This window comes from Hymenobacter roseosalivarius DSM 11622 (assembly GCF_900176135.1).
GTDB classification, from domain to species: Bacteria; Bacteroidota; Bacteroidia; order Cytophagales; family Hymenobacteraceae; genus Hymenobacter; species Hymenobacter roseosalivarius.
Map to the genome: position 1 here is coordinate 1 of NZ_FWWW01000104.1, position 13,303 is coordinate 13,303.

Below are 13,303 nucleotides of genomic sequence, written 5' to 3' on the forward strand. Positions count from 1 at the left end.
ACGGACCTAAAACGTAAAAAACCGACCCCCCAACGAACGTAGGTCGGTGGGGCTTTTTTATGGCCTATAACCAGGCAGCCTATTTACTCTTGCGTTCCTCTTCCTCCAGATGCTCCATAAGTGTGCGGCACAACTCCTGCATTTTGGCGGCCATTACTTTGTCGTTGGTGGCAGTAGTAATGCTTTCTGCCATTGCGCCGATGGTATCAACATAGAAGCGCTTCATTTCATCAACGGGCATTTCCTTCGTCCAAAGGTCAATTTTCATGGTACCCCGTTCATCACGGTCCCAGAGAGCGATGTTGATGGCTTTGGCGAAATGAATATCAGGACCAGCATCAGTAGCCTGCCAGCTGATGGCCTCCGGCACTTTCTGGTCGTCGAGGGCAATACTAAAGCGAATTTCGGATTTCTTCATTGCTTGAATTGCTAAATGGCTGTGGGTTAAATGACTGATCGTTTTAGCCGCATCGGTGTCAGCAAAACGATCAACCATTTAACCCACAGCCATTCAACTATTTAAATTTAAACGTAGTTGTTCAGCATTACCGGCATCACCAGCATCAGAATGCTTTCGTTCTCGTCGGCAGTAGTCGGCATGAGCAGGCCGGCGCGGTTGGGCGTGCTCAACTCCAAAGTAATTTCTTCCGAGTCAATATTGGAGAGCATTTCGGCCAGAAAGCGGGCATTGAAGCCTATTTCCATGTCCTCGCCCTCGTATTGGCAAGCCAGACGCTCGCTGGCTTCGTTGCTGAAGTCCAGATCCTCGGCCGAAACCGTTAGCTCAGAGCCCGCCAGACGCAGGCGCACCTGATGGGTGGTTTTATTCGAATAAATCGAAATACGCTTCACCGAGTTCAGGAAGTCGGCGCGGCTGATGATCAGACGGTTAGGGTTGCTGACCGGAATTACGTTTTCGTAGTCCGGATAGCGCTCATCAATCAGGCGGCACACGAGGCGCATCTGGTTGAAGCTAAAAAAAGCGTTGGAGCTGTTGAATTCCACTTTTACCGTGGTAGCTTCCGAAGGCAAGGCACTCTTAAGCAGATTGAAAGCCTTGCGCGGGATAATCAGATTAGCCGATTGACCAGCACCTACGTCCAAGCGGCGGTAGCGCAACAGGCGGTGCCCGTCGGTGGCTACGAAGGTGGCCTGGTTATCAGCCAATTGCACCAATATACCCGTCATAGCGGGGCGCAGCTCGTCGGTACTTACGGCGAAGATGGTTTTGTTGATAGCCCGTGCCAACGACGTCGACGGCATTTCAATCGGGGTTGAGCCTTTCACCACCGGCACGCGCGGGAAATCGGTGGCATTCTCGCCAGCCAACTTGTAGCGGCCATTAGCAGAGCTAATTTCGATGGTATACGTTTCCTCGTCCAGCGTAAACGTCACGGGCTGGTCGGGCAGGTTCTTAAGCGTGTCGAGCAGAATGCGGGCCGGCGCGGCAATGCGACCCGTTTCGCGGGCTTCAACCGGCAGTTCGGTTATCATGCTGGTCTCCAGATCAGAGGCCGTAATGGTCAGCTTGCCGTCCTCAATCTCGAAAAGAAAATTCTCCAGAATGGGCACTACGGGGTTGTTCGTGACTACGCCATTAATGCTCTGGAGTTGCTTGAGCAAGGCAGAGGACGAGACAATGAATTTCATATAGTGGGGGTTCGGCCAGGGTTGGGGGAAGGCGACAAAGATAGGAAACACACCCGGCTTTGCCAGCGCTAGCAGAAGGGAATAACCAAAGCAACACGCCAGGATTTTGGACCAACCTTAAGTGCCGCGAAAACCTCGAAACTTTCGCTGGTTTATCATGCCTTCTCACTTATCATACAGGTAGTCGTGGCTATAAAAGGATGCGCATAAATACCTAGTTCGGTTCGCCACTACGTGAATAATCCTTTAGTGACCAAGAGCGACTATGTATTGCACGAAATTCGCTAATGTTGATCTGATCAAAGACCAGACTGCTACATAATTCTATGTCGACCGTTACCCTGCACCATTTAGTTTATCAAAGTACCACTACCCTTCCCATGGGTGACCAGGAGTTGAAAACCTTATTAAAGCAGTCGCGCGACTGGAATGCGCAGCACCAGCTAACCGGCGTATTGCTTTACAGTGAGCATAATATCATGCAGGTATTAGAAGGCCCCAAAGACGAGGTGTTTTATATCTTCAATAAGATTGAGCAGGATATTCGTCACCGCAACGTGACAAGACTAGCTGACGGTGAGATTCAGCAGCGCAACTTCTCTCAGTGGTCAATGGGCTTCAAGGCCGTAGCGTCGAGTGAATTTCAGCATCTGGCGGGCTACCTGAACATTAACCAAGCTGATTTTTTGCCCCCCACGCCTGCGCAAAACGACGCGTCATTGCATTCGCTCTTGGCCTCGTTTGTTGCTGATGACGTTATTCGGTTTTAAACGACGCGTAGCGCCGTTTGCGCTGCCATGCTCTCAAGCCTCCGAATACGCCCAACAACACCAGCGGGGCACCCACATTAATGAGCTGCCAGCGGCGGCGCTGCTCCGTTATTTTCACTTTATCCAACGGTCTTAGCGTAATCTGCTTGCTGCGAACGGCGATGAGGCCGGTTTCGTCGAGCATATAATCGACGGCATTCAGGGCTAGTTCGCGGTTGGCAAATTCGGTATTAGCAAGGCGGTCGAAGCCGAGGCGGAAGGGCTGGCCAGTTTTAGGATCCAGCTCGCTGCGCACAAAGTCGCCATCGCCGATGATTAACACTTTTCCGGGACGGGCATTGGCTGCGGTAGCCGGTTGAAACTGCGTCGTGCCCGGCTGAGCACGATTAGCGAACAGTGAGCGAAATTGCCCCTCCAGCAAGTAACCCACCGGCTTAAAGCTTTCACGGTACAGCTTGGCATTTGGCTCCATGCGGGCGTCGTTCAGATTGACGGGCACCGGCGAGGGCAACACGCGGGTATAACGCGAGGTGAACAGCAACGGCGTTTTGCGAATGCCAACGGCCTTTACCGTATCAATGGTGCTCACGAACTTAGTGTAGACCGCGTCGAGGTTGCGGGTAATGGGATGTGGGCTAAATTGATTAATGAGCGGATAAAACTGCCAGGGCATAGGCTCGACGGTGGGCTGGTCGCCGGTGGTACCCGTCACGAGTGGAATGACCCCGGAGTTCAGGTCAAGCACCAGATCAGGATTGACGCGAGCACCGTACTTAAACAGCAGGTCTTCCAAGTTCAGCTGATACGGAAAAGCCAGCATGCCGCCGCGGGCCGCGCTGTCGAGGTTGACGCGCATGGCATCCACGAAAAAGAGGGCTTTGCCTCCCTGAGTGATGAACTGGTCGAGCTTAAACTTTTCGATTTCGGTGTAGGCTTGCTCGGGTTTGGCCACAATCACCGCGTCGAGGGTACGCAGGTTGGGTACGGCGGCTAGATTGACGCGGTACACATCGTAGTATTCCTGCAACGAGCCGATAAGGTCGCCGGCCTGGGCGTTGGTCAGCTCGCCGTGGCCTTCGACTACGCCAATGATCTTGCGGCGACCGGGGGACAATTTGCGGATGCTGCTGGCCAGCTCATACTCCAGACCCTCAATGCTCTGATTCAGGCGCACGTCGGAGGAAGCCGTTTGATTGCCGCGCAACAGTAGCACCTGCTTTTCCCGGGGACCAACAGCCACGCTGGCCCAGGGGAAGATGATTTTCTCGACCCGCTTGCCGTTCTCAGTAGCCGCCAGATTGGTAGGGCGCAGGCCTTTTTTAATCAGCGTTTCATAGTACTCGCTGCGGGCTTTTTCGGAGCTGGCAGCCGAAGGATCGACGAATACGTAGCGCAGATTTGCCCCCCCGTACACCTGCATTTCATTCAGAGTCTCGCGTACGGCCTGTTGGAGGCGGCGGAAAGCGGGCGGAAAATCACCATCCAGATACACGGTGACCGTCACCGGCTCCGGCAGATTTTGCAGGAGCTGTTTGGTGGCCGGCGACATGGTATAGCGCTTTTCTTCCGTCAGATCGAGGCGAAAAAAGAGCCGCTGGCCGATGAAGTTGAAGAGCAAAAGCAGCCCAATGATCAGCAGGAATCTGATTAGATCGCGGCGCTTGCGGGAAGGTTGAATTGGTGGTTCGGGCATATTCTAACGCGGACCCCACCCCAACCCCTCCCCAAAAGGGAGGGGTTCTAGAATGCTAGTTTAAACTAGCATTCTAGAATAAAGGAAGGAATCATTTTTAAGCTATGAATTAGGGCTAGAGGCCCTCCCTTTTGGGGAGGAGGTTGGGGTGGGGTTACCAATTGCGGCTTTGCAGAACCAGCCGCGTGGCTAAAAGCAGCCCGGCCATTAAGCTAAAAAAATACGTCAGGTCGCGGGAGTCGATAAGGCCCTTGCTGATGTCGCGGTAGTGAGCGGCAATCCCAAGCTGGCTTATATAGTAGGCGGGGCTGCCTTCAAAAACTGAAGCAAGTGAATCAAAGCCGGAGTACACCAAAAAGCAGCCTACGACGGCCACTAAAAAGGCAATAATCTGGTCGCGGGTAATGGCGGAAGCAAATACGCCCATCGCCACAAACACCCCGGCCAACAACGTCAGCCCTAGATAAGAACCTACCGTAGCCGCCGAATCGATGTTGCCTTCGGGGTTACCAAGCTGATACACTGAATAGTAATAGAGCAGCGTGGGCACCAAAGCCAGCAGCGTGAGCAGCAGACAAGCCAGAAATTTGCCCCCTAGAATCTGGCCATCGGTGAGCGGACGGGTGAGCAGCAGCTCGATGGTGCCCGCCTTTTTCTCCTCGGCAAACGTGCGCATGGTGATGGCCGGAATCAGGAACAGAAAAATCCAGGGGGCGATATTAAACAGGGTTTGCAAGTCAGCGTAGCCGTAGTCCAGCACGCTGCTATCCGGAAATACCCACACGAACAGCCCGGTAGCTACCAGAAAAACACCCATCACCACGTAGGCGACTGGCGAGCTAAGAAAGGCATTGAATTCTTTGCGAAGAATAGCAAACATGTATTCGATGGATTGATTTGATAAAAGCCTGTCAGCAAGAATCACACTATAAGACAGACCTTTAGGTTTACTTCGTCAGGCTCTGGAACACCTGCTCCAATGATTGCTCTTCCTGCCGCAGCCCCAGTAGCACCCAACCTTCCTGCGCCGCGAGGCGCGAAATTGCCCCCCGGACATCGGCGCCCGCGCTGGCTCGGATGTGGTACATGTTCTGGGGGGCAATTTCGACGCTCGTAATACCAGGTAACGCTCGCAATGGAGCGGGGTCGATGGCTTGCTCGAACTCGGCGCGGATAAGCGTATCACCAGCAGCGCGGGCACCTAGCTCGCTCACGGAGCTATCGGCTACTAGCTGTCCACGGTTGATAATGACGACGCGGGTGCAAAGTGCTGTGACTTCGGGCAGAATGTGGGTAGAGAAAATCACCGTCTTGTTTTCGCCCAATTCCCGAATAAGCGTGCGGATTTCGCCGATCTGGTTGGGGTCGAGGCCAGTGGTGGGCTCGTCGAGGATGAGTACGCCAGGGTCGTGAATGAGAGCCTGAGCCAAACCTACGCGCTGCCGGTAGCCTTTCGATAAGGCACCAATTTGCTTGTTCTGCTCTCGGCCAAGCCCTACCCTATCTACCATAGCCGCTACGCGGCGGCGGCGGTCGCCTCCTTTTAGGCCATGCACGGAGCCAATAAATTCGAGGTACTCATGCACATACATATCTAGATAAAGTGGGTTATGCTCAGGCAGATAGCCCACCTGGCGGCGCACTTCCAACGGCTCAGCCAGCACATCATGGCCCGCTACGCGTACGGTGCCCGCGCTGGGGGGCAAATAGCCGGTCGCAATCTTCATGGTCGTGGACTTGCCTGCACCATTCGGGCCCAGGAAACCCAGAATCTCGCCTTTACCCACCGAGAATGAAATGTCATTCACGGCCGCCTGGGTGCCGAAGTTTTTGGTTAGGTTTTGTATCTCAACCATAAAATATAGCGCTACAACCTACTTTTTTGGCTGTAATGGCCGCATTTCCAGATCCACGATGTGGAAATTAAAGGGAGTTTGCAGCGTATAAATAATTGTGTCGGCAATATCCTGGGGCTGCATCATGTGCTCATTAGCATCGGTGCCGGGGATATCGTCGAAGAAATTGGTCTGCACCGAGCCCGGATACAGACAGGTGACCTTGATACCATCAGTGCGCACTTCCTTGAATAAGGACTGCGAAAAGCCCCGCACCGCGAACTTGGAGGCACAATAGCCCGCCATCTTCTCGATACCCGTAGTGCCGGCGATGGACGAAATATTCACGATATGACCAAGCTGCTGGCGCTTCATAGCGGGCAACACGGCCTGGCAGCAGTAAAACGTGCCGTGTACATTCGTATCAAACATGGTGTGCCAGTCGTCGGCCGCAAAGCCATCAACCGGACCAGCAATGCCCAGGCCGGCGTTATTCACCAGCACATGCACTTCGGCACCGAGCTGTTGAATGGTATTGGCAAAAGCGGCCTGCACGCTGGCTTGTTTGCGTACATCGCACTCGAAAAAGTGGAAACGCTCATGCTGTAAGTCCGTCGGGCGGGTGCGGCCCCAGCCGGCCACTATTGCGCCTTGCGCCAGCAGCGCCTCAGCCGTGGCCAGGCCAATGCCTTTGCTGACGCCCGTTAGAATAGCTACCTTGCCAGTCAGGTCCATAGTTTGGTGATGTTGCGAGTGAATAGTTGGTTGCAAGTTAGCTGCCTCAAACGGCTTTTTAGCAGTTGGGCCAGTCTGTTGGTGTTTATACCCTGGCTGGCGGGCTGCGCGAAAGACCACGAAGGTGATTGTTTTAAAAGTACCGGCAGCATTGTAACCGAGCGGCGGGCGCTGTCACCCTTTCAGGACTTAGTCACCTATACTAACGTAGACGTGACGCTGGTGCAGGATGCCACCGCCACCGAGCCCTACGCCGAAGTACGAACGGGCAAAAACCTCCAGGAGGATATTGAGCTGACCGTGGAAAACGGGCGGCTTACGGTTCGCAATACGAGCCGCTGCAACTGGGTGCGCCGCTACGATACGCCTCGTGAAGTAACCTTACACGTCTCCGGCATCCGCGACATTGCGCTGCTGGGCGCGGGTAACATCCGCACGGGCAGCAGCTTCCGCGCCGATACCGTCTTCTTTCACCTCGTAGGTGCCGGCGACTACGATCTCGACCTGACCAGTGATATTATCTATCTGGATATGTACGAGCTGGGTGACGTACGGCTGCGCGGTACCGCCGAAGAGCTGAGCCTGACCGTGGGTGGGCTTGGTTCACTGCGCGCTACCGAACTGCAAACCAAACGCTGCTTTTTTGAGCTTACCCGCAGCAGCGATGGCAATGCTTACGTATCAGCTTCCGACATCGTAGGCGGCCTTCATGCCGGTACCGGCACCTTGTATTACAGCGGCGACCCTACTACTGACATTCGGATTACCAGCAAGGGCAAAGCCGTAAAATCGCAGTAACTCCTGCTTATAGCTCAGGCAGTTATATATCACCTAACTGAGGACGAATCAGCAACTCCTCCACCACCGCCTGGGGCGATAAGGAGTACGCTCCAAAAATAGCTTCCGCTACATCTTCGGCCTTAATAAACCGCTCGGGGGGCAAATCTACCCCTTCCCAGCTGGCCGTGAGCGTGGCACCCGGCAGTACCGCCGTCACCCGAATACTCTGCTCTTTCAACTCTTCACGTAGGGCTTTCGTCAGGCCCAATAAGGCAAACTTCGCTACGCTATATGCCCCGCCGCTGGGGTAAGCCCGCAGGCTGGCCACCGAGCACATCGTGAAAATATGCCCCCCACGCTGCGCTAACATACTGGGCAGCAGGGCGCGGGTTACGTCGTAGGTGCTGTACAGGTTTACGTCAATCATATGGCGCAGCACCGACCCGTCATCCATATCATCCTGCAGGCGACCAGGAGTAAATGCCCCTGTGTTATTAACCAACACCTCAATTTTGCCCCCCAGCGCCAGCACGAAATCGGTAAAGCGTCGGGTATCAGCAGGTTGACTGAGGTTGGCGGATACTGTGTACAGTTCGCTGCCGGGAGTTTCCTGTTCCAAGTCGGTTGCGAGTGTAACTAGATCGGCCGCTGAGCGGGCACAAGTGACCACCGCGAACCCAGCCCGCGCGAAGCGCATGACCACGGCCCGCCCTATTCCCTTCGTTCCGCCGGTAACAATGATATATTTTTGCATTCCTTTACTCGTTGAGTTCGTTTTTACGTAGGGTTACCAAACACGGGCCGAGCATTTTCAAGGCGCAGCTGTTTGCTCTGCAAGTTCCTGTATTTCTCCCTTCCCTCTTCCGCTATATGGTCAAAAACTTCGGCGAGTTTCTGCTTTTCATTCAAAGTATGGTTACGCGGACCGAGCGCCTGAAAACGCTCTGGCAACGTACCCTCGAAGAATCCGTGATTATCGGCTTCGACTCGATTTTTATTGTCGCGATTGTCAGTGCGTTTATTGGGGCTGTTACGTGCGTCCAGATCTCCTATAATCTGGTTAGCCCGCTCATCCCGAAATCGACTATCGGCTTTATGGTGCGCGAAATGACCATCCTGGAGTTGGCGCCCACCATCACCAGCATCGTGCTGGCGGGGAAGGTTGGTTCCAGCATCGCGGGCGGCTTAGGCACTATGCGTATCACCGAGCAGGTAGCAGCCCTGGAAGTAATGGGTATCAACTCTGCTTCCTACCTGGTGCTCCCGCGTATCGTGGCCGCTATTCTAATGTTTCCGCTGCTGGTTATTCTGGCCATGATGCTTTCGATTTTGGGCGGGTACTTAGCAGGTACGCTTACCGGCGCGATTTCAGCACAGGAATATATTGAAGGGCTGCGGACTGATTTTATTCCTTATAACATCACCTTCGCGCTGATTAAGTCAGTTGTATTTGCCTTCCTGGTATCAGCCATTTCATCGTATAAAGGCTATTTTACCACAGGTGGCGCACTGGAAGTAGGTGCAGCCAGCACCGGGGCCGTAAACAACTCTATTATTGCTATTCTGCTGGCTGACTTCGTGTTAGCAGCGTTACTTCTGTAAATGATTGCGTAGTTGAATGGCTGAAAGGTGATTGTTCTGATATCCAAAGGACAGCCTGTTAGCTATTCACCCTTCAGCCATTTGATCATTCAGCCATTTATTCCCATGATTGAAATTCATAATGTCCAGAAATCCTTTAATGGCAACCAGGTGCTAAAGGGTATCACCTGCACGTTTGAGACGGGCAAGTGTAATCTATTGCTTGGCGGCTCAGGTACTGGCAAAAGCGTGCTGTTGCAGTGCATTGTAGGCCTGATGCAGCCCGACATCGGCAGCATCACCTACGATGGCAGCGTATTCACCAACAATAAGGTGCAGATCAGGCAGGAAATCCGGCGCAAAATCGGGATGCTGTTTCAGGGCTCGGCGTTGTTCGACTCGATGACGGTGTACGAAAACACGGAGTTCCCGCTGAAAATGCTCACACCTGAGATGACCAAAGAGGAGCGCCGCGACCGGGTGGAGTTCTGCCTGAAGCGCGTCGGCCTCGAAAACGCAGGCAACAAAATGCCCGCTGAAATCAGCGGTGGCATGAAGAAGCGCGTAGGTATTGCCCGCGCCATCGCGCCTAACTGTACCTATTTATTTTGCGACGAGCCCAACTCCGGCCTCGATCCGCTCACCAGCCTCAAAATTGACGAGCTGATTCACGAAATCACCCACGAGTACAACATCACCACCGCCATCATTACCCACGACATGAACTCAGTGGTGGAAATCGGCGACCACATTATCTTTCTGCACAAAGGCCAGAAGCTGTGGGATGGCAACAAAGAAGAAATCCTTAATGCCCAGGTTCCTGAACTAAAGGAATTTATCTTCAGTAGCAGCCTAGTTCGAGCCGCCAAAAAAGTGGACGACGAATCGGAAGGTGGCCTCTCAGCCATTACAGATAGTACAAATAGCCAATCGGCTGGCTCTTAGTTCAAGAGAGTATCACCAGCAAAAAGCCCCCCAGAAGTAGCTCTGGGGGGCTTTTTACTGTCAGCAATTTCAAGCCTTTTGGTCAAGTAAGCCTGTTAGGTGAGCCAGGTGGTGCTGGCCGTGCCAGGCATAGAGCACCAGCGCCTGATCGAGCGTATACTCTCTATCGTTTCCGGGGTGATAAAATGTGCTCTGCCATTGTGCTTCGGTCAGGTGATGGAGCAGCACCGTCCAGCGGGTGTGTAATGCTTCCAGCAGCGTCAGCGAAACGGTGATGGGCGTTGCCTCCACGTCGGGCAGTTCGGCCCAGGCCTGCTCATCGTAGGGCCGCACGGTGGGCCTTTCTTCCGTAAGCGCCAAGCGAAAACGCGTGTAACAGTTAAGGTGCGAATCGGCCAGGTGGTGAATGACTTGCCGGCCCGTCCAGCCACCGGGACGGTATGGCTTCAGCAAACCTTCCCCACCTATTTGGCGAGCTACATCCGTAAGTTGGGCCGGCAGTTGCTCAATCTGCTGGATCAAAGCCGCGCGCTCAGTGGCGGAAAGTGGGCCGGGTGGCAGCGTCGGGTGGCCGATGGGGTAGCGAAGGTCGGGACTGGGGGGCATTTTTGGGTAGTTAATTGACGGGTAGACGGCACAAAAAAGCCTTCCATGCAAGGAAGGCTTTCTTTCTAAAACGGCCAAAAACTTAGCCGTTGCGCTTGTTTAGCTCATCGCGGATTTTGGCGGCTTTTTCGTAATCTTCTTTCTCCAGTGCCTGGGCCAGCATCTTGGTCAGTTCGTCCAGCGACACCTGACCACTGGGGTCGCGGGGGCTGGGCGTGGCCGCTGGCGTGCCGCTGTTGTCGTCATCATCATCGTCCTCGTCATCGTCGTCAGAAGTTTCTTCGGCGCTTTCATCGAGGTCACTCAGGATAATGCCGGCTTCGCTGAGCACACTTTCCACGGTGAAAATCGGTACGCCAAAACGCAGGCCGATAGCAATAGCGTCGCTGGGCCGGGCGTCGATTTCGAAGTTAGTGGCCCCATCGGAGCACACTATTTTCGAATAGAATACTCCTTCTTTCAAATCCGAAATCAATACCTCGATAATAGCCACATGCACATGCTCGGCAAATGACTTAAACAAATCATGGGTAAGAGGACGATTAGGACTGATTTTTTCTATTTGAATCGCAATGCTCTGCGCCTCAAACATGCCAATGATAATAGGCAAACGGCGGTTGCCGGTTTTTTCGCCCAGGATAAGAGCAAAAGAACCCGACTGGGATTGGCTGGATGACAGGCCGAGGATTTCGAGCTGAATTTTCTTCACAAGCGATTAAGCTGATTTAAGGTGTGTCGATTTGTGCTTACTATAGTAATAATCAATAAGTTACTGCCTAGAATCAAAACTAAGACATTAACATAAGGAAACTCAACTTAGCAACACATTAATTCAACTCTTTAACGGCCTGAGTTAGTTTGGGTAGTACGTCGAATACGTCGCCAACGATGCCATAATCGGCCGCTTTAAAGAACGGTGCTTCCGGATCTTTGTTGATAACGACGATAACTTTTGAAGAGTTTACGCCCGCCAGGTGCTGAATAGCGCCCGAAATACCACAGGCAATATACAAGTTAGGTGACACCGTGATACCTGTCTGGCCTACGTGCTCGTGGTGAGGGCGCCAATCGACGTCGGACACCGGCTTGGAGCAAGCCGTAGCCGCACCCAACGCCTTAGCTAAGTCTTCAATCAGATTCCAGTTTTCGGGACCTTTCATGCCCCGGCCTCCAGATACTACTTTATCGGCTTCAGGTAGCAGGATGCCACCGGCTTGCTCCTGCATAATTACTTGCTTAGGGGCGTCGGCGAAGTCGGCATCGGCGAGTTGGGCCGAGAACTGCTCTACGGTGGCGGTTTGGCCGGCGTTGTGCAGGGGCTCCATCGAGTTTTTCTTCACGGCAATAATCTTCCGCTCGCCGCTCAGGACTACGTCAGAGAAGGCTTTGCCGGAGAAAGCCCCGCGCTTCACTACAAATTGCCCCCCATCGGTTTTAGGCAGCTCTACTACGTTGGTAGCCAAGCTGGCTTGCAGGCGCACCGACAGGCGCGAGCCTACGGCGGTGCCAATATTGGAGTTAGCCAGTACAATAATCTGCGCACTTTCCTGCTGAGCCGCGGCGGCAATCAGCTTGGTGTAAGCACCGTTTACGAAATCCTTCAGGCGGGAATCGTTATCGTACAATACTTTGCTGATGCCCTGCTCGCCGAGACTGGCCAAGTTGGCTTCAGTTGCCTCGCCTACGGCCACGGCCGTAGCCGTCGTGCCGAGCATCTGGGCTACCTGGCTCCCGTAGGAAGCCACTTCCAGCGAGGACTTTTTCACCTCACCGTTATCACACTCAACTACAACTAGAACAGACATATTTTTTCAGTTAACAATTAACAATGAGCAATTAACAAGTAAAGACCAACTACAATGTTCAGCCGCTTTTTAATCTCTAAGCTGCGAATTGCTCACTGTTAATTGATCATTGTTAATTGACTTAGATGACCTTGGCTTCGTTGCGCAGCAGCTTGATCAGGTCGCCGGCCGACTCGGCAGGAATGAGCTTGACACCCTGCTTTTTGGGGGGCAAGGCGTACTCGGTAACCTGAGTGCGAGGCGCTTCGCCGGTTGGCTCTACTACTTTCAAGGGCTTAGTCCGGGCCGTCATGATGCCGCGCATGTTGGGGATGCGGGGCTCACACATAGGCTCTTGACACGAAACCACAAAGGGCCCCGATACCTCTACTATTTCTTTGCCGCCTTCTATCTCACGTTCCAATGTAGCAGTGTTCCCTTCTAGGTCGAGCTTCATAGCGGGCGCTACGGTCGGGATACCGAGCAGCTCGCCCACCATGCCGTGTACCTGGAAGCCGTTGTAATCAATGCTTTCTTTACCCATCAGGATAATGTCGTAGCCGCCATCTTTAGCAGCAGCAGCAATTTGCTGGGCCACGAAAAAGGCGTCGGTAGGCTTGGCATTTACGCGGATAGCGTCGTCGGCACCGATGGCCAGGGCTTTGCGAATATTGGGTTCAGTATCGGCTTCGCCTACGTTAAGCACCGTCACGTTACCGCCGAGCTTTTCCTTCAACTCAATGGCGCGGGTGAGGGCATATTCATCCCAGGGATTAATCACGAACTGCACTCCAGCCTTGTTCAACTCCTTATTATCAGGAGTAAAGGTAATTTTGGTGGTCGTGTCGGGCACGTTGCTGATACAAACGAGAAACTTCATCGAAGGTGCTTATATGGACAGATAACTACGGGAAAGCCCCTAAT

At 53.5% G+C, this 13,303-nt stretch carries 15 protein-coding genes; 4 read left to right on the forward strand and 11 right to left on the reverse strand.

All coding sequences use genetic code 11. From position 1 onward, the window contains the following. Positions 1–79 precede the first annotated feature (79 nt). Both gldC and dnaN read right to left on the reverse strand, forming a co-directional pair. Positions 80–418, reverse strand: coding sequence for a gliding motility protein GldC (gene gldC / locus B9A24_RS20215; RefSeq protein WP_084447838.1), 339 nt, complete (start codon positions 416–418; stop codon positions 80–82). Positions 419–525: 107 nt separating this feature from the next. Beyond that, the gene (gene dnaN / locus B9A24_RS20220) at positions 526–1,650 is read right to left on the reverse strand and encodes a DNA polymerase III subunit beta (RefSeq protein ID WP_084447839.1); all 1,125 of its coding nucleotides are present in this window, start codon (positions 1,648–1,650) and stop codon (positions 526–528) included. A 326-nt stretch (positions 1,651–1,976) separates the two neighbouring features. Between dnaN and B9A24_RS20225 the strand changes: the two genes are divergently transcribed. Next, positions 1,977–2,420 carry a BLUF domain-containing protein gene (locus B9A24_RS20225; protein ID WP_084447840.1) on the forward strand — a complete coding sequence of 148 codons (444 nt, stop codon included), beginning with the start codon at positions 1,977–1,979 and terminating at the stop codon, positions 2,418–2,420. Here B9A24_RS20225 and gldG read toward each other — a convergent pair. The 4 genes from gldG to B9A24_RS20245 all read right to left on the reverse strand — a co-directional run bounded on the left by gldG (position 2,407) and on the right by B9A24_RS20245 (position 6,683). Continuing rightward, positions 2,407–4,113, reverse strand: a complete 1,707-nt coding sequence (gldG, locus tag B9A24_RS20230; protein ID WP_084447841.1) for a gliding motility-associated ABC transporter substrate-binding protein GldG — start codon at positions 4,111–4,113, stop codon at positions 2,407–2,409. The genes B9A24_RS20225 and gldG overlap by 14 nt on opposite strands. Positions 4,114–4,267: 154 nt before the next feature. Further along, the gene (gldF, locus tag B9A24_RS20235; RefSeq protein WP_084447842.1) at positions 4,268–4,993 is read right to left on the reverse strand and encodes a gliding motility-associated ABC transporter permease subunit GldF; all 726 of its coding nucleotides are present in this window, start codon (positions 4,991–4,993) and stop codon (positions 4,268–4,270) included. A gap of 67 nt (positions 4,994–5,060) precedes the next feature. Continuing rightward, positions 5,061–5,969, reverse strand: coding sequence for a gliding motility-associated ABC transporter ATP-binding subunit GldA (gene gldA / locus B9A24_RS20240; protein ID WP_084447843.1), 909 nt, complete (start codon positions 5,967–5,969; stop codon positions 5,061–5,063). Between the two features lie 18 nt (positions 5,970–5,987). Beyond that, positions 5,988–6,683, reverse strand: a complete 696-nt coding sequence (locus B9A24_RS20245) for an SDR family oxidoreductase (protein WP_084447844.1) — start codon at positions 6,681–6,683, stop codon at positions 5,988–5,990. Between the two features lie 81 nt (positions 6,684–6,764). Between B9A24_RS20245 and B9A24_RS20250 the strand changes: the two genes are divergently transcribed. After that, positions 6,765–7,481 (forward strand): GIN domain-containing protein, encoded by a 717-nt coding sequence (locus B9A24_RS20250; protein ID WP_234997582.1) that lies wholly within the window; start codon positions 6,765–6,767, stop codon positions 7,479–7,481. Between the two features lie 22 nt (positions 7,482–7,503). Here B9A24_RS20250 and B9A24_RS20255 read toward each other — a convergent pair whose 3' ends face one another. Then, complete coding sequence (locus tag B9A24_RS20255; protein WP_084447846.1) at positions 7,504–8,217, reverse strand: SDR family oxidoreductase; 714 nt, start codon at positions 8,215–8,217, stop codon at positions 7,504–7,506. 116 nt (positions 8,218–8,333) lie between these two features. On the opposite strand from B9A24_RS20255, the gene B9A24_RS20260 reads away from it, so the two are divergent. Continuing rightward, on the forward strand, positions 8,334–9,065 hold the full coding sequence (locus tag B9A24_RS20260; RefSeq protein ID WP_084447847.1) for an MlaE family ABC transporter permease: 732 nt from the start codon (positions 8,334–8,336) through the stop codon (positions 9,063–9,065). Positions 9,066–9,170: 105 nt separating this feature from the next. Continuing rightward, positions 9,171–9,989: an ABC transporter ATP-binding protein gene (locus tag B9A24_RS20265; protein ID WP_084447927.1), complete on the forward strand. Its 819-nt coding sequence runs from the start codon at positions 9,171–9,173 to the stop codon at positions 9,987–9,989. A gap of 69 nt (positions 9,990–10,058) precedes the next feature. Here the strand turns inward: B9A24_RS20265 and B9A24_RS20270 are convergent, their stop codons facing one another. The 4 genes from B9A24_RS20270 to B9A24_RS20285 all read right to left on the reverse strand — a co-directional run bounded on the left by B9A24_RS20270 (position 10,059) and on the right by B9A24_RS20285 (position 13,259). Continuing rightward, the gene (locus tag B9A24_RS20270) at positions 10,059–10,595 is read right to left on the reverse strand and encodes a YfiT family bacillithiol transferase (protein ID WP_084447848.1); all 537 of its coding nucleotides are present in this window, start codon (positions 10,593–10,595) and stop codon (positions 10,059–10,061) included. An 82-nt stretch (positions 10,596–10,677) separates the two neighbouring features. Then, positions 10,678–11,304 carry a bifunctional nuclease family protein gene (locus tag B9A24_RS20275; RefSeq protein WP_084447849.1) on the reverse strand — a complete coding sequence of 209 codons (627 nt, stop codon included), beginning with the start codon at positions 11,302–11,304 and terminating at the stop codon, positions 10,678–10,680. Between the two features lie 118 nt (positions 11,305–11,422). Then, positions 11,423–12,400 (reverse strand): electron transfer flavoprotein subunit alpha/FixB family protein, encoded by a 978-nt coding sequence (locus B9A24_RS20280; RefSeq protein WP_084447850.1) that lies wholly within the window; start codon positions 12,398–12,400, stop codon positions 11,423–11,425. A 121-nt stretch (positions 12,401–12,521) separates the two neighbouring features. Next, positions 12,522–13,259, reverse strand: a complete 738-nt coding sequence (locus tag B9A24_RS20285) for an electron transfer flavoprotein subunit beta/FixA family protein (protein WP_084447851.1) — start codon at positions 13,257–13,259, stop codon at positions 12,522–12,524. Positions 13,260–13,303: the final 44 nt, after the last annotated feature.

What these genes read in the sequence shown, in the direction of transcription:
- B9A24_RS20265 (WP_084447927.1), top strand. Translation starts at nt 9,171, where the DNA reads ATGATTGAAATTCATAATGTCCAGAAATCCTTTAATGGCAACCAGGTG.
- B9A24_RS20270 (WP_084447848.1), bottom strand. Translation starts at nt 10,595, where the DNA reads ATGCCCCCCAGTCCCGACCTTCGCTACCCCATCGGCCACCCGACGCTG.
- B9A24_RS20280 (WP_084447850.1), bottom strand. Translation starts at nt 12,400, where the DNA reads ATGTCTGTTCTAGTTGTAGTTGAGTGTGATAACGGTGAGGTGAAAAAG.
- gldA (WP_084447843.1), bottom strand. Translation starts at nt 5,969, where the DNA reads ATGGTTGAGATACAAAACCTAACCAAAAACTTCGGCACCCAGGCGGCC.
- B9A24_RS20245 (WP_084447844.1), bottom strand. Translation starts at nt 6,683, where the DNA reads ATGGACCTGACTGGCAAGGTAGCTATTCTAACGGGCGTCAGCAAAGGC.
- dnaN (WP_084447839.1), bottom strand. Translation starts at nt 1,650, where the DNA reads ATGAAATTCATTGTCTCGTCCTCTGCCTTGCTCAAGCAACTCCAGAGC.
- B9A24_RS20285 (WP_084447851.1), bottom strand. Translation starts at nt 13,259, where the DNA reads ATGAAGTTTCTCGTTTGTATCAGCAACGTGCCCGACACGACCACCAAA.
- B9A24_RS20255 (WP_084447846.1), bottom strand. Translation starts at nt 8,217, where the DNA reads ATGCAAAAATATATCATTGTTACCGGCGGAACGAAGGGAATAGGGCGG.
- B9A24_RS20225 (WP_084447840.1), top strand. Translation starts at nt 1,977, where the DNA reads ATGTCGACCGTTACCCTGCACCATTTAGTTTATCAAAGTACCACTACC.
- B9A24_RS20260 (WP_084447847.1), top strand. Translation starts at nt 8,334, where the DNA reads ATGGTCAAAAACTTCGGCGAGTTTCTGCTTTTCATTCAAAGTATGGTT.
- gldG (WP_084447841.1), bottom strand. Translation starts at nt 4,113, where the DNA reads ATGCCCGAACCACCAATTCAACCTTCCCGCAAGCGCCGCGATCTAATC.
- gldF (WP_084447842.1), bottom strand. Translation starts at nt 4,993, where the DNA reads ATGTTTGCTATTCTTCGCAAAGAATTCAATGCCTTTCTTAGCTCGCCA.
- gldC (WP_084447838.1), bottom strand. Translation starts at nt 418, where the DNA reads ATGAAGAAATCCGAAATTCGCTTTAGTATTGCCCTCGACGACCAGAAA.